This is a genomic window from Streptomyces sp. NPDC047886 (assembly GCF_043204435.1).
Taxonomy (GTDB): domain Bacteria; phylum Actinomycetota; class Actinomycetes; order Streptomycetales; family Streptomycetaceae; genus Streptomyces.
The window spans coordinates 52323-73070 of sequence record NZ_JBIDCF010000008.1 but is presented as its reverse complement, the minus strand read 5'-3'; the positions used below and the strand labels follow the sequence as shown (position 1 = coordinate 73070).

At 71.4% G+C, this 20748-nt stretch carries 15 protein-coding genes; 4 read left to right on the top strand and 11 right to left on the bottom strand.

Annotation, left to right across the window (positions count from 1 at the left end):
• Nucleotides 1-87 precede the first annotated feature (87 nt).
• Together ACGF5U_RS24775 and nrdR are read right to left on the bottom strand one after the other, a co-directional pair.
• Complete coding sequence (locus ACGF5U_RS24775) at nt 88-2970, bottom strand: vitamin B12-dependent ribonucleotide reductase (RefSeq protein ID WP_392713288.1); 2883 nt, start codon at nt 2968-2970, stop codon at nt 88-90.
• Nucleotides 2971-3113: 143 nt separating this feature from the next.
• Nucleotides 3114-3626, bottom strand: coding sequence for a transcriptional regulator NrdR (gene nrdR, locus ACGF5U_RS24770; protein ID WP_392713287.1), 513 nt, complete (start codon nt 3624-3626; stop codon nt 3114-3116).
• A gap of 476 nt (nt 3627-4102) precedes the next feature.
• Between nrdR and lexA the strand changes: the two genes are divergently transcribed.
• Nucleotides 4103-4888: a transcriptional repressor LexA gene (gene lexA, locus ACGF5U_RS24765; RefSeq protein ID WP_392713286.1), complete on the top strand. Its 786-nt coding sequence runs from the start codon at nt 4103-4105 to the stop codon at nt 4886-4888.
• A gap of 175 nt (nt 4889-5063) precedes the next feature.
• Here lexA and ACGF5U_RS24760 read toward each other — a convergent pair whose 3' ends face one another.
• The 3 genes from ACGF5U_RS24760 to ACGF5U_RS24750 form a co-directional block, all read right to left on the bottom strand.
• Nucleotides 5064-7034 carry an ATP-dependent DNA helicase gene (locus ACGF5U_RS24760; protein ID WP_392713285.1) on the bottom strand — a complete coding sequence of 657 codons (1971 nt, stop codon included), beginning with the start codon at nt 7032-7034 and terminating at the stop codon, nt 5064-5066.
• A 283-nt stretch (nt 7035-7317) separates the two neighbouring features.
• A complete protein-coding gene (locus tag ACGF5U_RS24755) occupies nt 7318-8169 on the bottom strand; it encodes a GNAT family N-acetyltransferase (RefSeq protein ID WP_392818906.1) in 852 nt (283 codons plus the stop codon).
• Between the two features lie 34 nt (nt 8170-8203).
• Complete coding sequence (locus ACGF5U_RS24750; RefSeq protein WP_392713283.1) at nt 8204-9667, bottom strand: diaminobutyrate--2-oxoglutarate transaminase family protein; 1464 nt, start codon at nt 9665-9667, stop codon at nt 8204-8206.
• A 328-nt stretch (nt 9668-9995) separates the two neighbouring features.
• Between ACGF5U_RS24750 and ACGF5U_RS24745 the strand changes: the two genes are divergently transcribed.
• On the top strand, nt 9996-11174 hold the full coding sequence (locus ACGF5U_RS24745; protein WP_392713282.1) for a trypsin-like serine peptidase: 1179 nt from the start codon (nt 9996-9998) through the stop codon (nt 11172-11174).
• Nucleotides 11175-11387: 213 nt separating this feature from the next.
• Here the strand turns inward: ACGF5U_RS24745 and hflX are convergent, their stop codons facing one another.
• The 6 genes from hflX to miaA all read right to left on the bottom strand — a co-directional run bounded on the left by hflX (nt 11388) and on the right by miaA (nt 19739).
• Nucleotides 11388-12881 (bottom strand): GTPase HflX, encoded by a 1494-nt coding sequence (hflX, locus tag ACGF5U_RS24740; protein WP_392713281.1) that lies wholly within the window; start codon nt 12879-12881, stop codon nt 11388-11390.
• Between the two features lie 201 nt (nt 12882-13082).
• Nucleotides 13083-14576: a M1 family metallopeptidase gene (locus ACGF5U_RS24735; RefSeq protein ID WP_392713279.1), complete on the bottom strand. Its 1494-nt coding sequence runs from the start codon at nt 14574-14576 to the stop codon at nt 13083-13085.
• Between the two features lie 161 nt (nt 14577-14737).
• Nucleotides 14738-16933: a RelA/SpoT family protein gene (locus tag ACGF5U_RS24730; protein ID WP_392713277.1), complete on the bottom strand. Its 2196-nt coding sequence runs from the start codon at nt 16931-16933 to the stop codon at nt 14738-14740.
• Nucleotides 16934-17074: 141 nt separating this feature from the next.
• Nucleotides 17075-17983: a diaminopimelate epimerase gene (gene dapF, locus ACGF5U_RS24725; RefSeq protein WP_392713275.1), complete on the bottom strand. Its 909-nt coding sequence runs from the start codon at nt 17981-17983 to the stop codon at nt 17075-17077.
• 207 nt (nt 17984-18190) lie between these two features.
• Complete coding sequence (locus ACGF5U_RS24720) at nt 18191-18694, bottom strand: hypothetical protein (protein WP_392713710.1); 504 nt, start codon at nt 18692-18694, stop codon at nt 18191-18193.
• 106 nt (nt 18695-18800) lie between these two features.
• Nucleotides 18801-19739, bottom strand: a complete 939-nt coding sequence (gene miaA, locus ACGF5U_RS24715) for a tRNA (adenosine(37)-N6)-dimethylallyltransferase MiaA (protein ID WP_392713274.1) — start codon at nt 19737-19739, stop codon at nt 18801-18803.
• A 183-nt stretch (nt 19740-19922) separates the two neighbouring features.
• On the opposite strand from miaA, the gene ACGF5U_RS24710 reads away from it, so the two are divergent.
• On the top strand, nt 19923-20279 hold the full coding sequence (locus ACGF5U_RS24710) for a hypothetical protein (RefSeq protein ID WP_392713273.1): 357 nt from the start codon (nt 19923-19925) through the stop codon (nt 20277-20279).
• 105 nt (nt 20280-20384) lie between these two features.
• Complete coding sequence (locus ACGF5U_RS24705) at nt 20385-20633, top strand: antitoxin (protein WP_392713271.1); 249 nt, start codon at nt 20385-20387, stop codon at nt 20631-20633.
• The last annotated feature ends 115 nt before the right edge of the window (nt 20634-20748 follow it).

Genomic DNA, 20748 nt, shown 5'->3' with positions numbered 1-20748 from the left:
GAAAGGGTGATGCGGCAGGCACCGAGGGGTGCCTGCCGCATCACCTTCCACGCTTCACGCCCTCATGAGGGCTCGCCGCGTCAGTGCTCAGCTGCAGCCGCTCGTCGAGCCGCAGCCCTCGCAGATGTAGCAGGAGCCCGCGCGCTGCATCTTCGTGCCGCAGGAGAAGCAGAGCGGAGCGTCCGCGCTGATGCCGAGCTGCATCTCCACGAGTTCGGCGGAGGTGTGGGCCTGCTGGGGGGCCGGGACTTCGGCCTTCGGCGGGACGATGGCCTTGATCTCCTGCTGGCGCGGGGCGGACTGGGCCAGTCCTTCGACGTCCACCTCGTCCTCCGTCGGCTCGTAGGAGCCGGTCTCCAGGTGGCGCTGGCGCTCCTCGGCGGAGTGGATGCCGAGCGCCGAGCGGGTCTCGAAGGGCAGGAAGTCGAGGGCCAGGCGGCGGAAGATGTAGTCGACGATCGACTGGGCCATCCGCACGTCCGGGTCGTCCGTCATGCCGGCCGGCTCGAAGCGCATGTTGGTGAACTTGGAGACGTACGTCTCCAGCGGGACACCGTACTGGAGGCCGACCGAGACGGCGATGGAGAAGGCGTCCATCATGCCGGCGAGCGTCGAACCCTGCTTGGACATCTTCAGGAAGACCTCGCCGAGACCGTCGTCCGGGTAGGAGTTGGCGGTCATGTAGCCCTCGGCACCGCCGACGGTGAAGGAGGTGGTGATGCCGGGACGGCCCTTGGGGAGGCGCTTGCGGACGGGGCGGTACTCGACGACCTTCTCGACCGCGGCGCGGATCGTCTCCTCGGCCTTCTCGGTGACCTCAGCCTTCTCCTGCTCCTTCTTCTTGGCGGAGAGGGGCTGGCCGACCTTGCAGTTGTCGCGGTAGATGGCGAGCGCCTTGACGCCCATCTTCCACGCCTCGAAGTAGACCTCTTCGACGTCCTCGACCGTGGCCGTCTCCGGCAGGTTCACCGTCTTGGAGAGGGCACCGGAGATCCACGGCTGAATGGCCGCCATCATGCGGACGTGGCCCATCGCCGAGATGGAACGCTCGCCCATGGCGCAGTCGAACACCTCGTAGTGCTCGTGCTTGAGACCGGGGGCGTCGATCACGTTGCCGTGCTCGGAGATGTGGGCGACGATCGCCTCGATCTGCTCCGGCTGGTAGCCGAGGCGGCGGAGCGCCTGCGGGACCGTGCCGTTGACGATCTGCATCGAGCCGCCGCCGACGAGCTTCTTGAACTTCACCAGGGCGAGGTCCGGCTCGAGGCCGGTGGTGTCGCAGGACATCGCCAGACCGATGGTGCCGGTGGGGGCGATGACGGACGCCTGGGAGTTGCGGAAGCCGTTCTTCTCGCCGAGGCGGATCACGTCCTGCCAGGCCTCCGTGGCGGCGGCCCAGACCGGGGTGTCCAGGTCGTCCATGCGGACGGCCGTGGCGTTGGCGTCGGAGTGCTGCTTCATGACGCGCTTGTGGGCGTCGGCGTTGCGGGCGTAGCCGTCGTACGCGCCGACGACCGCGGCCAGCTCGGCGGAGCGGCGGTAGGAGGTGCCGGTCATCAGGGAGGTGATGGCACCGGCGAGCGCACGGCCGCCGTCGGAGTCGTACGCGTGGCCCGTCGCCATCAGCAGGGCGCCGAGGTTGGCGTAGCCGATGCCGAGCTGGCGGAAGGCGCGGGTGTTCTCGCCGATCTTCTGGGTCGGGAAGTCCGCGAAGCAGATGGAGATGTCCATCGCGGTGATGACGAGCTCGACGACCTTGGCGAAGCGCTCGGATTCGAACGACTGGTTGCCCTCGCCGTCGTCCTTGAGGAACTTCATCAGGTTCAGCGAGGCCAGGTTGCACGAGGTGTTGTCCAGGTGCATGTACTCGCTGCACGGGTTCGAGCCGTTGATGCGGCCGGACTCGGGGCAGGTGTGCCAGTGGTTGATGGTGTCGTCGTACTGGATGCCGGGGTCGGCGCAGGCCCAGGCGGCCTCGGCCATCTTGCGGAAGAGGCTCTTGGCGTCGACCTCTTCGATGACCTCGCCGGTCATCCGGGCGCGCAGCCCGAACTTGTCGCCGTTCTCGACGGCCTTCATGAACTCGTCGTTGACCCGGACCGAGTTGTTGGCGTTCTGGTACTGGACGGACGTGATGTCGTCGCCGCCCAGGTCCATGTCGAAGCCCGCGTCGCGCAGGGCGCGGATCTTCTCCTCTTCCTTGACCTTGGTCTCGATGAAGTCCTCGATGTCGGGGTGGTCGACGTCGAGGATGACCATCTTGGCGGCGCGGCGGGTGGCGCCGCCGGACTTGATGGTTCCCGCTGACGCGTCGGCGCCGCGCATGAAGGAGACCGGGCCGGAGGCGTTGCCGCCGGAGGAGAGCAGCTCCTTGGAGGAGCGGATACGGGAGAGGTTCAGGCCGGCGCCGGAGCCGCCCTTGAAGATCATGCCCTCTTCCTTGTACCAGTCGAGGATCGACTCCATGGAGTCGTCGACGGACAGGATGAAGCAGGCGGAGACCTGCTGGGGCTGCGGCGTGCCGACGTTGAACCACACCGGCGAGTTGAAGCTGAAGATCTGGTGCAGGAGGGCGTAGGCGAGCTCGTGCTCGAAGATCTCCGCGTCGGCGGGCGAGGAGAAGTAGCCGTAGTCCTCGCCGGCCTTCCGGTACGTCTTCACGATCCGGTCGATCAGCTGCTTGAGGCCGGTCTCGCGCTGCGGCGTGCCGACGGCACCGCGGAAGTACTTGCTGGTGACGATGTTGACCGCGTTCACCGACCAGAAGTCGGGGAACTCGACGCCACGCTGCTCGAAGTTGACCGAGCCGTCGCGCCAGTTGGTCATGACGACGTCACGGCGCTCCCAGGCCACCTCGTCGTACGGGTGCACGCCGGGCGTCGTGTGGATGCGCTCGATACGCAGGCCCTTGCTCGCCTTGGCTCCCTTGGCGCGGGACCCTCGTGCCGGGCCGCTCGTCGTCTCTGTCATGCCGCCTCCCATATACGGGCAAAAACACCCTTAAGTGCCCAGATCTTCCCAGGGCACAGTCTCTGTCTGTCGCCATGCGCGCCGATACCCGGCACCCATGGCAGGTCTGTGGCCGCTCGGCGGCCGGCCGCCGGACCGGTCGGTCAGTCGGCGGCACCCGCGGGAACGGGGACCTCCGGGGTCCCTCCGGTCCCGCCTCCCTCAGCGGAAGGACGCCGGTCGCGGAGCTCCGCGATGGCGGCCTCGAAGTCTTCGAGCGAGTCGAACGCCCGGTACACGGACGCGAAGCGCAGGTACGCGACGAGGTCCAGCTCCTGGAGTGGTCCGAGTATGGCGAGCCCGACGTCATGCGTGGTCAGCTCGGCGCTCCCGGTGGCACGCACCGCCTCCTCGACCCGCTGGCCGAGCTGGGCGAGGGCGTCCTCCGTGACGGGGCGCCCCTGGCACGCCTTGCGCACGCCGTTGATGACCTTGGTGCGGCTGAAGGGCTCCGTGACCCCGCTGCGCTTGATCACCATCAGCGAGCAGGTCTCCACCGTCGTGAAGCGACGGGAGCAGTCGGGGCACTGGCGGCGGCGCCGGATGGACGTCCCGTCATCGGTGGTCCGACTGTCGACGACCCGGCTGTCGGGGTGCCTGCAGAAGGGGCAGTGCATGGCTCCCAACCCTCCTTCACAGCACGACTGAATAGCCTCGACAGGCCCTTCCGGACCCCTCGAAGCAGCCACAAGCATAGGCGATCGCCGAACCCCCGTCGGACGGGGACCACAACTTGTGGGCGGCGGGGACCATGGAACCACTAGATCTGGTGTCTGGCCCGCTTATTCGGCTTATGGCGCGTGTCGCGCACCGCCACGTCGACCGAGCGGCCACGAGCCTACGGGAAGGCGCGGCGCCGCGAATTCCGGGGCACCGGGTGACAGACTGGGATCACCACCCGGACACGGGGCGGCCGACGCCGACGGTTACCGTGAGGACCGGAATCGCCGGGAAGCCCCGCGGTCGCACATACACCTAGCTACACGCACACGTAAGCCAATCTGCAATTTTTCACTCGAACGTGTGTTTGGCGCAACCTTTCGAAAGCAACTACCGTTGTGCAGCCAGGGAGACCATTTCGAGAGGGGCCGACGTGACCACCACCGCAGACAGTGCCACCATCACTGGCCAGGACCGCTCCCAGCGTTTCGAGCCGGTGCACGCCATGAACGACGTGACCACGACCGCGGAGGGCCCCGCCAAGCCCACGCGCTCGCTCCCTGGACGACCTCCCGGCATCCGGGCGGACAGCTCCGGACTCACGGACAGGCAGCGCCGGGTCATCGAGGTCATCCGCGACTCCGTGCAGCGGCGCGGCTACCCACCGTCGATGCGTGAGATCGGCCAGGCGGTGGGCCTGTCGAGCACATCGTCGGTCGCCCACCAGCTGATGGCGCTGGAGCGCAAGGGCTTCCTCCGCCGCGACCCGCACCGCCCCCGGGCGTACGAGGTCCGGGGCTCCGACCAGCCCAGCACCCAGCCGACGGACACCACGGGCAAGCCGGCCGCCTCGTACGTCCCGCTGGTCGGCCGGATCGCCGCCGGTGGGCCGATCCTCGCCGAGGAGTCGGTCGAGGATGTCTTCCCCCTCCCCCGCCAGCTCGTCGGTGACGGTGAGCTCTTCGTCCTCAAGGTCGTCGGCGACTCGATGATCGAGGCGGCCATCTGCGACGGCGACTGGGTGACCGTACGGCGCCAGCCCGTCGCCGAGAACGGCGACATCGTGGCGGCGATGCTCGACGGTGAGGCCACGGTCAAGCGGTTCAAGCGCGAGGACGGCCACGTCTGGCTGCTGCCGCACAACGCGGCGTACCAGCCGATCCCTGGTGACGAGGCCACCATCCTCGGCAAGGTGGTCGCCGTACTGCGGCGGGTGTGACACGCCCGCCGGCTCCGACCGGGCCCCGGGACCCCCTGCGCCGGTCCCGGGGCCCTGCTGTGCCCCCGCCACGGCCCTACGGGCGCCGACGGGCACCGCGCTGCCCGTCGGGCTGGCCTGGCTCGGCCCGGTCCGTCGCCGCAGCGGGCCCGGGACCAGGCCGGCCCCCGAGCGGTCAGTCCTTGCCGGCCTTCGCTGCGGCGTCGATCGCGGCGAGCGAGCGGCGCACCTGATGACGGTCCGTCGTGTACCAGAAGTCGGGCAGTGACGCCCGCAGGTAGCTGCCGTACCGGGCGTTGGCCAGCCGCGGATCGAGTACGGCGACCACTCCACGGTCCCCCGTGGCCCGCACCAGCCGGCCCGCCCCCTGCGCCATGAGCAGCGCGGCGTGCGTCGCCGCGACGGCCATGAAGCCGTTCCCCCCGGCCTCCTCGACCGCCTTCTGGCGGGCGCTCATCAGCGGGTCGTCGGGGCGCGGGAACGGGATACGGTCCATGACGACCAGCTGGCAGTTCGGCCCTGGCACGTCCACGCCCTGCCACAGCGACAGGGTCCCGAACAGACAGGTCTCCGGATCACCGGAGAACGCCTTGATCAGCTCACCGAGCGTGTCCTCGCCCTGGAGCAGGAGCGGCTTGTCGAGCCTGCCCCGCAGCTCCTCGGCCGCCGCCTGGGCGGCCCGCATCGACGAGAACAGCCCGAGCGTGCGCCCACCGGCGGCGTCGATCAGCTCGGCGAGCTCCTCCATCATGTCGCCGCGGCTTCCCTCCCGGCCCGGCGTGGCCAGATGCCGGGCGACATACAGAATGCCCTGCTTCGGGTAGTCGAACGGCGAGCCGACGTCGATGCCCTTCCACACCGGGACGTCCTCACCCTCGACGCCCTCGGGGGCGAGACCGAGCGACGCCCCCACACCGTTGAAGTCACCGCCCAGCTTCAGGGTGGCGGACGTGAGGACGACCGACCGGTCGGCGAACAGCTTCTCGCGCAGCAGCCCGGACACCGAGAGCGGAGCGACCCTCAGGGAAGCGCCGAAGCGGTCGTGCCGCTCGTACCAGACGACGTCGTACTCCGAGCCGATGGTGATCCGCTCCGCCACCGCATGGACGTTCTCGACGGAGGCGAGGGCCTGCTTGCGGACGGCGTCCTCGTCCTGGACGGACCGGTCACGGGTGTTGCCGAGCGTGGAGATGACCGCGCGGGCCGCGTCCCGCAGCGCCATCAGCGCGTAACCGAGGTCCTCGGGAATCTCCTCCAGGCGACCCGGCAGCGCGAGCTCCATCAGCCGCTCGAAGCCCTCAGCGGCGGTCTGGAGCTGATCGGCGACCTTCTCGTCCACCAGCTTGGCCGCACGGCGGACCGCGCGGTTCACCTGCCCGGGGGTGAGCTCGCCCGTGGCGACGCCGGTGACCCGGGAGACCAGTTCATGGGCCTCGTCCACGATCAGTACCTCGTGCTGAGGGAGGACCGGGGCACCCTCGATCGCGTCGATCGCCAGCAGGGCGTGGTTGGTGACGACGACATCGGCGAGCTTGGCACGCTCACGCGCCGCCTCGGCGAAACACTCCGCACCGTACGCGCACTTCGTCGCGCCCAGGCACTCGCGGGACGACACGGACACCTGCGCCCACGCCCGGTCGGAGACCCCGGGTGTCATGTCGTCGCGGTCACCGGTCTCGGTCTCGTCGGACCAGTCCCGAAGCCGGAGCAGGTCCTGGCCGAGCTTGCTGGTGGGGGCGGCCGCCTCGAACGGGTCGAAGAGACCGTCCTCCTCTTCCTGCGGAACGCCCTCATGGAGACGGTGCAGGCACAGGTAGTTCGAGCGGCCCTTGAGCATCGCGAACTCGGGGCGGCGGCGCAGCTGTGGATGCAGCGCGTCGACCGTCCGCGGAAGATCGCGCTCGACCAGCTGACGCTGGAGCGCGAGCGTGGCCGTGGCCACCACGACACGGTCCCCGTGCGCGAGCGCGGGCACCAGGTAGCCGAGGGACTTACCGGTGCCTGTGCCGGCCTGGACCAGGAGATGGGAACCGTCGTCGATGGCCTGGGCGACGGCCTCGGCCATCGCGACCTGGCCTGGCCTCTCCATACCGCCGACAGCACTGACGGCGGAGTGGAGGAGCTCGGGGAGGGATGGCTTCGTCATAGCCAGTCCACCCTACGGGGCGCCACTGACATCCGGTTCACGGCCGCGCGATCACGGTGACCTGTCGAGGGCGGTCGGGCACCCGTCGCACCGCACGCACACCGAGGACACACCGAGGGCACACCGAGGGCACACGGCAGGGCGGCGGAAGATGGGAGCAGACGATCTCGTCCGGTACGGCTTACTCGTACGAGTGACCTGAAGTCGCCTCTGTGATCCCGCAGTTGTACGGCGGGCTCGGGCCGGGACCGCCGGTGGGCGCGGGGCGGGGCGGTACCGGTGGTCACAGCAGGTGCGCGATGCTCCGGTCACGGATCATGAGCGCCGCCTGCCTCCCGGGGAGTTCGATCTCCGCGAGGAGCCGGAAACCGGCGGTCAGGAAGGCGGCGATCGAGGGGGTGTTCCGCAGGTCCGGTTCGCCGACCACCCGCCCGCAGCGAGGCCGCCGGTCGAGGACGACACCCGCCGTGGCGCGGAGCAGGACGCCGCCGATGCCCCGGCCCCGGTCGGCGACGCCGCCGATCAGAAGGCGGATGCCGGTGTCGTGGGGGCGAGCCGGGTAGTGGCGGGCCAGCGGGTCCAGATCGGCCCGGTAGACCTCCACGTAGCTCATGGGACTGCCGTCGAGGACGCCGAGACACGGCACGCTGCGTCCGTCGCCGTCCAGTCGGGCCCGCAGATGGGCGGCGGTGACGGCTTCGGGGCCCGCCAGGCCCCAGACCGCCGCGACAGCGGGGTCGTTCATCCAGTACGTGATCAGGGCCAGGTCGCGCTCGACGCGTACCGGGACGAGCCGGAAGTCACCGGCCGGGGTGGAGACCGGGCCCCAGTCGGCGAGCCCGTCGAGCAGATCGGACCCGGCGGCCGTCACACCGCCAGCCGGGCCCGTAGGTAAGGGGGCGCCTGACGGGGGGCGGCCCGGCGGGTGACCGAGCCGGGCCAGGAAGTCGCCGGGAAGACGCAGGTCCAGCGTGTCCTCCGTAGCGGTACCGGGCGGAGGGGAGGCGCCGGACGGATGGGAGGGGTTGGTGGGGTCGACGGGGTGCGAGGTGCCGGGGCTCGCGTCGGGTGGGGGCACGGGGCTCCTGCCTCTCGGGTGTGGGCCTCGGGGTGCCGGCCTACGGGGTCCGGGCATCGGTCGGTCCGGGGCCGGTCAGGTCCGGGGCCGGTCAGGTCCGCCCCATGCGGTCCCTGGGGTCCATGGGGTTCCTGCGTTCCATGCGGTCCGTGGGGTCCCTGCGGTCCGTCCGCTCCCTCCCCTCCCCGCGCTCCTCCGCGGCCGTGGCCGCGGCCAGCGCGTCGGCGAAGCGTTCGAGGACGGCCTCGGCCTGCTCGTCGGTGAGCGTCAGCGGGGGCAGGAGTCGTACGACGGCGGAATGACGCCCGCCGAGCTCCACGATGAGCCCCCGGTCCAGGCACTCCTGCCGTACGGCGGCGGCGAGGGCGGGTGCGGGCGGCGGCGGCGCGTGGCTCGGGGCCGCAGGGCCCGTGTCACCGTCAGGGGCGACGAGTTCGACGCCGATCATCAGGCCCCGGCCCCGTACGTCGCCGACGCGAGGCTGTGTGGCGGCGAGCTCCCGGAGCCGGGCCAGCATGCGCGCGCCGAGGGTCGCCGCGCGTTCGGCGAGCCCGTTCTCGCGTACGTACGCGAGGGTGGCCGCGCCGGCCGCCATGGCGAGCTGGTTGCCGCGGAACGTACCGGCGTGAGCCCCGGGCTGCCAGCAGTCCAGCTCGGAGCGGTAGACGACCACGGCCAGGGGAAGGGACCCGCCGATGGCCTTGGACAGGACCATCACGTCCGGTACGACACCGCTGTGCTCGACCGCCCAGAACGCCCCGGTGCGGCCGACTCCGGTCTGCACCTCGTCGGCGATGAAGGGGACGGAACGCGACGCGGTGATCTCCCGCATCCGGCGCATCCAGCCGTCGGGGGCGGGGATCACGCCGCCCTCGCCCTGTACCGGTTCCAGGATCAGGCCGGCCGGGGCGGGGACTCCGCCCTTGGGGTCGTCGAGGAGGCTCTCCGTCCAGCGGGCGGCGAGTTCGGCCCCGCGCTCGCCGCCGACGCCGAACGGGCAGCGGTAGGAGTGCGGGTACGGCAGCCGGGTGACGCCGCCGACCGTGGCGCCGCCCGACGCGGCCAGGGCTCCGGCGGTCATCCCGTGGTAGGCCCCGCTGAAGGCGAGCAGCCCGCCGCGTCCCGTCGCCGCCCGGACCAGGGTGAACGCGGCCTCCACCGCGTCCGTGCCGGCGGGCCCGCAGAACTGGACGCGGGCGTCATCGGCGAGTTGGCGGGGCAGCGTCGCGAACAGCTCCGTGACGAAGGCGTCCTTGACGGGCGTGGCCAGGTCGAGGACGTGCAGCGGCGCCTCGGAGTCGATGACCTTCTTGATGGCCTCCAGGACCACCGGGTGGTTGTGGCCCAGCGCCAGGGAGCCGGCCCCGGAGAGGCAGTCCAAGTAGCGTCGGCCGTCGGCGCCTTCGATCGTCAGCCCCCGCGCGCGTACGGGAACGATGGGCAGCGCGCGGGCGTACGTACGGGCGGCCGATTCGCGCAGCGACTGCCGGCGCAGGATTCCCTCGTGCTGCGCGGCGGTCGGTGGCGCCGTCGGGGCTGTCTCGGTCACGGCCACGTCTTCGGGTCCTCCCGCGTAACGGTTGCGTTGCACATCGGTCCACGGCGGCTCCGCCGCACAGGGGTTCCGGCCGTCGACCTTCTGTCCCCCGTACGTAGCAACGACGGCATCTGCGGCTGATCACGGGCATTTCGAAGATCCTTGCGCTGGGGAACCGCGGACCTGCCGCACACCGTCCCCAACGGCACCGGCATAGTGGGGGCCGCACTCCGGTGCTGCCGCACTCCGGTATCGCCGCGCCCAGGGTGGTGACGCGCTCCGGTGCCGGCCACGCGGAAGTGCTCTTTGAAGTGGTTGGTCACGAAGTTCCCAGGGGGATCACGACATGCGACCCATTCGTCCGCTGCTCGCCGCGGCATCCGTCGCCGCCGCGTTGGCGCTGACGGCCACCGCCTGCGGTCCGGCCGAGGAGAACGTGGGCGGCTCGCCCACCGCGTCCGCCGGCCAGACCACGGACGGGAAGATCACCATTCCGGACGATCTGAAGGACCGGCTCAAGGAGCACGGGATCGATCTGGACAAGTGGAAGAACGGCGAGTGGAAGAACTGGGACAAGGACACCTGGCTGCGTGAGGCCAAGGACTTCGTCAACCCGATCATCGAGGACCTGTGGGACCCGGACCGGATGCGGGAGGCGGAGGAGCCGGACCAGCCGCCGGTCGAGGAGGAGGACATCTCCGGTGACGACGGCGTGACCGACCCGACTCCGCGCCGGGTCGAGGCGACGCCCGTGAAGACGCCGTACCACACGGCCGCGCCGGAGGCCGGCAAGCTGCTCTTCGACGGGCCCAAGGGCCCCATGGTGTGCTCCGCGACCGTGGTGAAGGACCCCGCGAACCCCGGCAAGTCCAACCTGGTGTGGACGGCGGGCCACTGTGTGCACGCGGGCAAGAACGGCGGCTGGTACCGCAACATCGCGTTCGTCCCGTCGTACAACGACAGCGGCATGTCCACCGCTGAGCTGGAGAAGGCGTCCCGCAAGGAGGTCGCTCCCTACGGTGTGTGGTGGGGCGACTGGGCGCAGACGTCCGAGCAGTGGATCGCCGAGGGCGCCTCGACCGGTGGCCAGGGCGCGCCGTACGACTTCGCCGTCATCCATGTGACGCCGGAGAAGGGCGGCAACGGCAAGTCGCTGGAGGAGACGGTCGGTACGGCCCTGCCGGTGGAGTTCAACGCCCCCGCCACGCCGAAGATCGCGAGCATGGAGGCCACCGGCTACCCGGCGGCGCCGCCGTACGACGGCCAGAAGATGTTCCAGTGCGCCGACAAGCCGGGCCGGCTGTCCGTGAAGGCCGACCAGCCGACGATGCACCGCATCGGCTGCTCGATGACGGGTGGTTCGTCCGGTGGCGGCTGGGTCGCCACCGGCAAGGACGGCAAGCCGACGCTGGTGTCCAACACCTCCATCGGCCCGGTGACGGCCGGCTGGCTGGCCGGTCCGAGGCTGGGCACGGAGGCGAAGGGCGTCTACAACGCGGTGAGCGAGAAGTTCGCCGGCCGCTGAGCCCGGCTGGGCACGGGCGGCTCCGAGCCGGTCCCTGAACGCGCTCCGCCCCTCCTCGACGGGTCGAGGAGGGGCGGAGCGCTGTGTTCTGTCGGCCTGTCGTACGACGGATCGATCAGCCCCCGTCGTACGACGGGTCCCGTCCGTACGGATCCGTCACTACGGGTCCCGTGGGTACGGGTCCGTCTGTACGGGTCCCTCTGTACGGGTCCGTCAGTACGCGGCCGGGACGTAGGGAGCCAGCGTCGCGGCCAGCTCCTCGTGGACCCGCGCCTTCAGGAGGGTGCCATCGGCGGTGTGCTCCTCGGAGAGGACCTCACCGTCGGCGTGCACGCGCGAGACCAGCCCGCCCTGTGTGTACGGCACGAGCGCCTCGATCTCGACCTGCGGCCTCGGCAGCTCGGCGTCGATCATCTCCAGCAGCTCGGGGATGCCCGCGCCGGTCCGCGCCGACACCGCGATCGAGTGGCGCTCGATGCGCAGCAGGCGCTGGAGGACCAGCGGATCGGCGGCGTCCGCCTTGTTGATCACGACGATCTCGGGCACGTTCGTCGCGCCGACGTCGCGGATCACCTCGCGGACGGCGGCGAGCTGCTCCTCCGGGGCCGGGTGCGAGCCGTCCACCACGTGGAGGATCAGATCGGAGTCACCGACCTCCTCCATGGTGGAGCGGAACGCCTCGACCAGGTGGTGCGGCAGGTGCCGTACGAACCCGACGGTGTCGGCGAGCGTGTACAGGCGGCCGCTCGGCGTCTCGGCCCGGCGCACGGTCGGGTCGAGGGTGGCGAACAGCGCGTTCTCCACCAGGACGCCCGCCCCGGTCAGCCGGTTGAGCAGGGACGACTTGCCGGCGTTGGTGTAGCCGGCGATCGCCACCGACGGCACCTTGTTGCGGCGCCGTTCCTGCCGCTTGATGTCACGGCCGGTCTTCATCTCCGCGATCTCCCGGCGCATCTTCGCCATCTTCTCGCGGATCCGTCGCCGGTCCGTCTCGATCTTCGTCTCACCGGGACCACGCGTGGCCATGCCGCCACCGCCGCCGCCACCCATCTGCCGGGAGAGCGACTGACCCCAGCCTCGGAGCCTCGGCAGCATGTACTGCATCTGCGCGAGCGCCACCTGCGCCTTACCCTCTCGGGACTTGGCGTGCTGGGCGAAGATGTCGAGGATCAGGGCGGTCCTGTCGACCACCTTGACCTTGACGACGTCCTCGAGGTGGATCAGCTGGCCGGGGCTCAGCTCACCGTCGCAGACGACAGTGTCGGCCCCGGTTTCGAGCACGATGTCCCGCAGCTCGGTCGCCTTGCCCGAGCCGATGTACGTGGCCGGGTCCGGCTTGTCGCGGCGCTGGATCACACCGTCCAGCACCAGGGCGCCCGCCGTCTCCGCGAGCGCGGCCAGCTCGGCGAGGGAGTTCTCCGCGTCCTGCACGGTCCCCGAGGTCCATACGCCGACCAGCACGACACGCTCCAGGCGCAGCTGCCGGTACTCGACCTCGGTGACGTCCTCGAGTTCGGTGGAGAGGCCCGCCACACGCCGCAGCGCCGCGCGCTCCGAACGGTCGAACTGGTCGCCGTCCCGCTCTCCGTCGATCTCGTAGCTCCAGGCGACGTCCTCTTCCATCAGGGCATCGGCCCGAAGGCTCTCGGCGCGGTTGGTGTCCGCAAAGCTCTGCTCGGCCTGGGAAGGGGAAGAAGAGGAGGTCATTGGATCCTTACGTCGATGGGAAGTCCGATTCGTCTGTCACAACGCGTGATGCCCCGGGAAGATTCCCGAGGCGGGTCCGGTGGTTTCCCCGGGCCCGGCGGCGCCGCGCGACCTGTCGATGGTCGCACGGCCCCGCCCGGCGCGTCACGCGGGTTTCCTACCCCTCGCGCGGGGTCCCACCCCTCGGCCCCACCTGCGGTCCTACCCCTTGGCCGCGGCCTTCTCCGGCTTCCTCGCGGCGGCCTTGTCCGGGACGGGGGCCTTGCTGCGCCAGGTGGGGTGTCCCGGCATGGGCGGCGTCTTGTCCCCGTACAGCCATCCCTCCATGAACGTGGCCAGGTCCCGTCCCGCGACGTCGGAGGCCAGGCGCACGAAGTCGGCGGTGGACGCGGTGGAGTGTGCGTACTCGGTCACCCAGCGTCGCTCCAGCCGCTGGAACGCGTCCTTCCCGATCTCCTGCCGCAGCGCGTACAGGATCAGGGCGCTGCCGTCGTAGACGACCGGCCGGAAGAGGCTCATCTTCTGGCCCGGAGCGGGCGAGCGGGGCGCCGCCGGGGGTCCGCCGGCGGACCGCCACTGGTCGGAGGCGGTGTACGCGTCGCGCATGCGGCGCTCCAGCGGCTGCTTCGCGGTCTCCTCCGCGTACAGGGCCTCGTACCAGGTGGCGTGTCCCTCGTTGAGCCACAGGTCGGACCAGGTGCGGGGCGAGACGCTGTTGCCGAACCAGTGGTGGGCCAGCTCATGGACCATGATCGACTCCACGGCCCACCGGGGAATGTCCTGGTGGGTGAAGAGCCGCCGCTCGAAGAGGGAGAGGGTCTGGGTCTCCAGCTCGAAACCGGTCTCGGCGTCGGCGATCAGCACGCCGTACGTCTCGAAGGGGTAGCGGCCGATCTGCCGCTCCATCCACTCCATGTGGCCGGGGGTCTTCTTCAGCCAGGGTTCCATGAGCTCGCGGTCGCCGACGGGGACGACGTCCCGCAGGGGCAGTCCGTGCGGGCCCCGGCGGTTCACGACGGCGGAGCTGCCGATGGAGACCTGGGCCAGTTCCGTGGCCATGGGGTGACTGGAGCGGTACAGCCATTCCGCGGTGTTACCGGCGAGGCTCCAGGCGACCCGGCGGCCGTTGGCGACGGCGGTCAGGTCCTTGGGCGCGGTGATGCGGAACGTGAAGTAGGCCTTGTCGGCCGGGTGGTCGTTGCAGGGGAAGACCCGGTGCGCGGCGTCGGCCTGGTTGGCCATGGCCAGGCCGTCGGCGGTGCGGATCCAGCCGCCTGCCGTGTTGGGGCCGGTCGGGTCGCTGGTGTGGGCGACGGAGATCCTGAGGTCCGTTCCGGCGGCGACCGGCCGGGAGGGTTCGATCACCAGGTCTTCGGCGGTGGTCGCGAACTCGGCGGGGGCGCCGTTGACCTCGACGGTGCGGACCGTGCCGTGCGTGAAGTCGAGGTTGATGCGGTCGAGTCGTTCCGTGGCGCGCGCCTGGATCTTGGTCACGGCGTCCAGCGGCTTGCTGTTGTCACCCTTGTAGGTGAAGGCGATGTCGTAGGACGTGACGTCGTATCCGGGGTTGCCGAGGTGGGGGAAGAGCCGGTCGCCGATACCGAGGGGTTCGGGCGACGGAAGGGCCGCGGCGATGAGCCCGGCCGAGGTCGCGGCCACCAGGACCGCGCGCAGTCGTCGAGTGGTGAGGGACATGGACAACCGCTACCAGCGCCCCCGCCTGCGGCCTCGGCGGCGCGCTACCCACGCACCCGAACAGCGTCCGCCTGGCCGACCGGCCATGGCGTCGGCGGGTCACATGGGGCCTGTGCGGACGTGAGTCGCGTGGTCCGTGCGGACGTGGGTGCGGCGGGCGGTCAGCCGGTGGTCGCGGGGTGCTGGGCGCGGCTCACGTCGTACACGCCCGGCACATCGCGCATGGCGCGCATCAGCGCGGGCAGTTCCGCCGCGTCGGCCAGCTGGAGCGTGTACGTGTGTCTGACCCGCTGCTCGCTGGGCGGTTCGACGGTTGCCGAGACGATCGCGGCGCCCGCGGTGGCGATGGCCTCGGTCAGGTCGGCGAGCAGTCGCGGGCGTCCGAACGACTCGGCGACGAGCGTCACCCGGCATTCGGCGGCCCCGTCCCAGCGGACGGTGACCGGCGCCCGGCCGAGTGACTCCATGCGCCGTACGGCGGGGCACCCGGTCCTGTGCACGGTGACCGCGCCGCCGCGTACCGAGAAGCCGGTGACCGCGTCGGGCGGTACGGGCGTACAGCACCCGGCCAGGCGTACCGTCGCGTCGGGCAGGTCCACCACGGCGTTCGCGGTGCGGTGCCGGTCGGCGGTGACGGCGGCGGGCGGGCGGGGCGTGGCCGTGGCGTCCTTCGTACTCTCCGGGTGGGCGGCGAGCCAGCGGCTGATGGCGATCCGTGCGGCGGGCGTCCTGGCGTGGCCCAGCCAGTCGGGTGAGGGCCCGGACGTGCTGTCGCCGGCGAGCAGCAGCTGCACCGTGTCGCCGTCGCGCAGGACCGTGCCGAGCGTCGCCAGCCGGCCGTTGACGCGGGCGCCCACGCAGGCGTGGGCGGCCTCGCCGTACTGCTCGTAGGCGGCGTCCACGCAGGTCGCGCCGCCGGGCAGGGCGAGGGTGCCGCCGTCGGAGCGGAAGACGGTGATCTCGCCGTCCTGTGCGAGGTCGGCGCGGAGCGAGGTCCAGAACGTGTCGGGGTCGGGGGCGGACTGCTGCCAGTCCAGGAGCCGGGAGAGCCAGCCGGGCCGGGTCGGGTCGATCCGCTCGCTGTCGTCCGCCGGCTCGCCGTCACCGGCCGGTGCCCGGTCGGCGGTGCCCGGTCCGCGGTCGCCGGCCGCCGGGCCGTCGTCGGCGGCGGGCGCGCGGTCGGTGGCCGACGCGCGGTCGCCGGGGGGCTCGGCGGGGTCGGCGGGGGCGTACGGGTTTCCGAGGGCGACGACGCCGGCTTCGGCGACCTTGTGCATCTGGTGCGTACGGATGAGGACTTCGGCGACCGCCCCGTCCGGGGCGGCGACGGCCGTGTGCAGCGACTGGTACAGGTTGAACTTGGGTGCCGCGATGAAGTCCTTGAACTCGGAGATCACCGGCGTGAAGCAGGTGTGCAGTTCGCCGAGCACGCCGTAGCAGTCGGCGTCCTCCGCTACGAGGACGAGCAGCCGCCCGAAGTCCGTGCCGCGCAGTTCGCCACGCTTGAGGCTGACGCGGTGGACGGAGACGAAGTGGCGTGGCCTGATGAGGACTTCGGCGCTGATCCCGGCCTCGCGCAGGACGTTCCTGACGTCGTCGGCGATGGCGGCGAGCGCGTCCCCGGCCGTGGCGTTGTCCGCGATGAGGGCGCGGGTCTTCTCGTACTCGGCGGGGTGGAGGATCGCGAAGACGAGGTCCTCCAGTTCGGTCTTGAGCGCCTGTACGCCGAGCCGTTCGGCGAGCGGGATCAGCACGTCCCGGGTGACCTTGGCGATCCGTGCCTGTTTCTCGGGGCGCATCACACCGAGGGTGCGCATGTTGTGCAGCCGGTCGGCGAGTTTGATCGACATGACGCGGACGTCGTTGCCGGTGGCGACCAGCATCTTGCGGAAGGTCTCCGGCTCGGCGGCGGCGCCGTAGTCGACCTTCTCCAGCTTGGTCACGCCGTCGACCAGGTAGCACACCTCGTCCCCGAACTCGGCCCGGACCTGTCCCAGCGTCAGCTCCGTGTCCTCGACGGTGTCGTGGAGGAGCGCGGCGGTCAACGTGGTGGTCTCCGCCCCGAGTTCGGCGAGGATCAGCGTCACGGCCAGCGGGTGGGTGATGTACGGCTCGCCGCTCTTGCGGAACTGACCGCGGTGGGACGACTCGGCGAGGACGTACGCACGGCGCAGCACCGCCAGGTCGGCGTCGGGGTGGTGGGCGCGGTGCGCTTCGGCGACATGGCCGATCGCGTCGGGGAGCCGGTCCCTGGCCGCGGGACCGAGCAGGGCGGCGCGGCCGAGCCTCCGGAGGTCGATCCTCGGGAGGCCGCGCCTGCGGATGGGAGCACTGGGGTTGGTGGCCTCTGCGCTCATGGGGGCACCTCCGGCGGCGTCGACCGGCGGTGGGCGGGCAAGGCGTGCCCGCCGGGCCGGTGCTTGATGCTACCGAGCCCACCACGCGGGGCAGTCCCGCTCTCGCTCAGCGTGAAACGGATCACCCATTCGAGCGAATGTTCAGGCGTGGGCCGTGACCAGCCAGCCGGGGTCGATGTGCCCCTCGGCCACGATGACGGCGGGCCCCGTCATCTCGATCTCGCCGTCCGGGTGCTCCGTGATCACGAGGGTGCCACCGAGGACGTCGACGGTGTACGTGGCGGGGGTTCCCGTCGTCGCCGGGTCGGCGCCGTCCCGGCGGGCCGTCGCGACGGCCACGGCGCACGCGCCCGTGCCGCAGGAACGGGTCTCGGCGGCGCCGCGCTCATGGACGCGCATGGCCACGTGGCGCGGGCCCCGGTCGGCGACGAACTCGATGTTGACGCCGTCCGGGTAGACCGACGCCGGGCTGAACGGCGGCTCGGACAGCAGGTCCCCCGCGTGGTCGAGGTCGTCGACGAACGCCACCGCGTGCGGGTTGCCCATGTTCACGTTCCGCGCGGGCCAGCTGCGGCCGCCGACGGTGACCGTGACGCCGCCCTCGGGGAGCCGGGCACGGCCCATGGAGACGGTGACGTCCCCGTTCTTGGCGAGGTGGACGTGCTTCACACCGGAGCGCGTGGCGACGGCGACGTCCCCGGCGGCCGCGTGGCCGGCGTGCTCCAGGTAGCGGGCGAACACGCGGACGCCGTTACCGCACATCTCGGCGACCGAGCCGTCGGCGTTGCGGTAGTCCATGAACCATTCGGCCTCGGCGGCCATGTCCCGGGCCTCGGGGTGCGCGGCCGACCGGACGACGTGGAGCAGCCCGTCGCCGCCGACGCCCGCGCGGCGGTCGCAGAGGCGCGCCACGAGGGAGGCGGGCAGGTCGATGGCGTTGTCCGCGTCCGGCACGATCACGAAGTCGTTCTCGGTGCCGTGCCCCTTGAGGAAGGCGATGGGCGCGGCGCTGGTCGCGGAGTCGGCGGAGGTCACGGGGTCGATGGTCACGGGATCAATCGTACGGGGCGGGTACGACAGCCGGGCGGGCACGGGGCGGGGCCGGGGGTCGGCGTCGTACGCGTCCAGCGCCTGGGCGCGGGCGGGTGTCGGCGCGGGGGCGCGTCAGCGGCGGCGGTCGGCCGGCGCTCGGCGCGCGGTGGGGCGCGACCGGCGCAGGGCGGGGAGGCGGGTCAGCGCAGGCGGGGGAGGCGCGGGTCAGCGCAGGCGGGCTACGCGCCAGACGGCCAGGGCCACCAGCAGGGTTGTCCCGGCGACGTACAGCGCGATCACGCGCCAGTCGGGGCGGTCGCCCGAGCCCCGGGCGGGCAGCCCCGGCCAGGTGTACCCGACACGGCGCCCGGCCATCAGGCCCCAGCCGGCGGCGCAGCCGCTGAGCAGCAGGCCCAGCATGGCCAGGACCGCCCCGCCGTCACCGGAACCGAAGGCGAGCGGGAAGGCGAACATCAGCGACCCGAGGGCGGCGAGCCCGACGATGGGGGCGAGCTGCCAGATCCTCAGCCGGCGCTGCGGGCGCAGCTCGACCTCGACCTCGTTCGGAGAGATCTCCTGGACCCCGTCCTCGGTCAGCTCGGGACCGTCCGGGCTGAGGCTCGGCACGCCCGGCGCATGGGCACGGGACTGCGCCTGTGCCTGCGCCTGCGTGCGGTGCGTCCCGTCCGGTGCTTCGTGCTGTTCTCTGTCGCGAGGGCCGGCCTCCATCGCCACGCGCCCTCCCCACTCGGATTCACTGGTCGATCGATGCTCGATGATGGCACGGCCAAGGGCTCCGCGATGACGGACAGTGCGTCCCGATGCCATCACGTGATCAGGCTGTAACCGCTCGTTCGACCAACGTCAGCGCGTGTCGGGGGAGTTCCCGTCGGTCCGCGGCTCCTCCGCCGAGCCAGTGCACGCGCGGGTCGCGCCGGAACCAGGAGTCCTGGCGGCGCGCGAAGCGTTTGGTGGCGCGGACCGTCTCGGCGCGCGCCTCCTCCTCGGTGCACTCCCCCGCGAGCGCGGCGAGCACCTGCTGGTAGCCGAGCGCCCGGGCGGCGGTGCGCCCCTCGCGCAGCCCGCGGGCCTCCAGGGCCCGTACCTCGTCCACCAGTCCGGCGTCCCACATCCGGTCCACGCGCGCGGTGATCCGGTCGTCGAGTTCGGGGCGCTCCACGTCGACGCCGATCTGGACGGTGTCGTACACGGAGTCCGGTCCCGGGAGGTTCGCGGTGAACGGCTTGCCGGTGATCTCGATGACCTCCAGGGCCCGGACGATACGGCGGCCGTTGCTGGGCAGGATCGCCTCGGCCGCGGCGGGGTCGGCGGCGGCGAGGCGGGCGTGCAGGACGCCGGAGCCGCGCTCCTCCAGCTCCGCCTCCAGACGGGCGCGGACGGCGGGGTCTGTACCCGGGAATTCGAGGGCGTCGACGGCGCCCCGTACGTACAGCCCGGATCCGCCGACCAGGACGGGCGTGCGGCCGTCGGCGAGAAGCCGGTCGATCTCCGCGCGGGCCAGCCGCTGGTACTCCGCGACGCTGGCGGTCTCGGTGACGTCCCAGACGTCGAGGAGGTGGTGCGGGATGCCACCGCGCTCCTCCAGGGTCAATTTCGCGGTGCCGATGTCCATCCCGCGATACAGCTGCATGGAGTCGGCGTTGACGACTTCACCGCCGAGCCGCTGCGCCAGGAATACTCCCAGATCGGACTTTCCGGCTGCCGTGGGGCCGACGACGGCGATGACCCGCGGAGCGGGGGCTGCGCTTTTCACCGCACCAGTCTCGCAAACCTCACGGCTCGTCCCCGAACGAGTTACGTGACGGCGCGGGATGAGCGTCGTTGCCAGTTGCGAGGTTCCGACCGCCGGTTTTCGACACCGGCCCCACCGGGCGACGCAATGGGACGCTCCGGACGGCGCGGGATTTCGCCCACACGAGTACGCTATGGAGTTGAAATGGGCGTTTTTGCATGGTTTCGCCGGAAGGGTGAGAAGGGCGAGGGTTCTGCCGCGACCTCGACGGAGTCGACCGACGCGACCGGTTCCACCGGCTCGGCGGACTCGACCGGATCTGCGGAGAAGGCGGCGACCGCCACGCTGACGGCCGACGCGGACGCGGCGCCGGAGAAGGCGGCGCAGGACGGCGGCGAGTCGGCGGGTGCCGCAGGCGACGACGCCAGGGCGTCGGGCGAGACCGGCGAGCCGGAGGAGTCCGAGAAGGCCGCGGCGGCCGCCGACGGCGTGGATATCCCCAAGCAGCAGTCGGCAGAGGAGGCGGCGGACAACGAGGCCGGCGAAAGCGCCCGGAAGTAGCCGTTCGGAACCGCGGAGGGCTCCTGAGAACCGCGCAGGACTCCGGTGAACCACATGGCACCGCGCGGCGGCATCGCGACGGACACTCCTGAGGGAGGGTGACCCATGGGCATCCTGGATTCGCTGAAGACCAAGCTCGCCCCCGCCAAGGACAAGGTCTCCCACCTGGCCCAGCAGCATGGCGACAAGATCGACCACGGGCTCGACAGGGCCGCGAAGGTGGTCGACCAGAAGACCAAGGGCCGGTACAGCGACAAGATCGAGTCCGGTACGGGCAAGGCGAAGCACGCCCTGGACCGGATCGCCCACAAGGACGACGGCGGTGCGCCACCGCCGGCACCGCCTGCCCCCTGATCCCGGCCGGCACCTCACGAGACCGCGGCATGGACGGATCCACGGCGGACGGCCGCGGAGCATCGCGCTCCGCGGCCGTCCGCCGTCGTCACGACCAGGTGGCGTCAGGACCAGG

Coding starts and splice junctions, on each gene's coding strand:
- ACGF5U_RS24775 (WP_392713288.1), bottom strand. CDS start 2,970: ATGACAGAGACGACGAGCGGCCCGGCACGAGGGTCCCGCGCCAAGGGA.
- nrdR (WP_392713287.1), bottom strand. CDS start 3,626: ATGCACTGCCCCTTCTGCAGGCACCCCGACAGCCGGGTCGTCGACAGT.
- ACGF5U_RS24760 (WP_392713285.1), bottom strand. CDS start 7,034: ATGACGAAGCCATCCCTCCCCGAGCTCCTCCACTCCGCCGTCAGTGCT.
- ACGF5U_RS24755 (WP_392818906.1), bottom strand. CDS start 8,169: ATGCCCGGACCCCGTAGGCCGGCACCCCGAGGCCCACACCCGAGAGGC.
- ACGF5U_RS24745 (WP_392713282.1), top strand. CDS start 9,996: ATGCGACCCATTCGTCCGCTGCTCGCCGCGGCATCCGTCGCCGCCGCG.
- hflX (WP_392713281.1), bottom strand. CDS start 12,881: ATGACCTCCTCTTCTTCCCCTTCCCAGGCCGAGCAGAGCTTTGCGGAC.
- ACGF5U_RS24735 (WP_392713279.1), bottom strand. CDS start 14,576: ATGTCCCTCACCACTCGACGACTGCGCGCGGTCCTGGTGGCCGCGACC.
- ACGF5U_RS24730 (WP_392713277.1), bottom strand. CDS start 16,933: ATGAGCGCAGAGGCCACCAACCCCAGTGCTCCCATCCGCAGGCGCGGC.
- ACGF5U_RS24720 (WP_392713710.1), bottom strand. CDS start 18,694: ATGGAGGCCGGCCCTCGCGACAGAGAACAGCACGAAGCACCGGACGGG.
- ACGF5U_RS24710 (WP_392713273.1), top strand. CDS start 19,923: ATGGGCGTTTTTGCATGGTTTCGCCGGAAGGGTGAGAAGGGCGAGGGT.
- ACGF5U_RS24705 (WP_392713271.1), top strand. CDS start 20,385: ATGGGCATCCTGGATTCGCTGAAGACCAAGCTCGCCCCCGCCAAGGAC.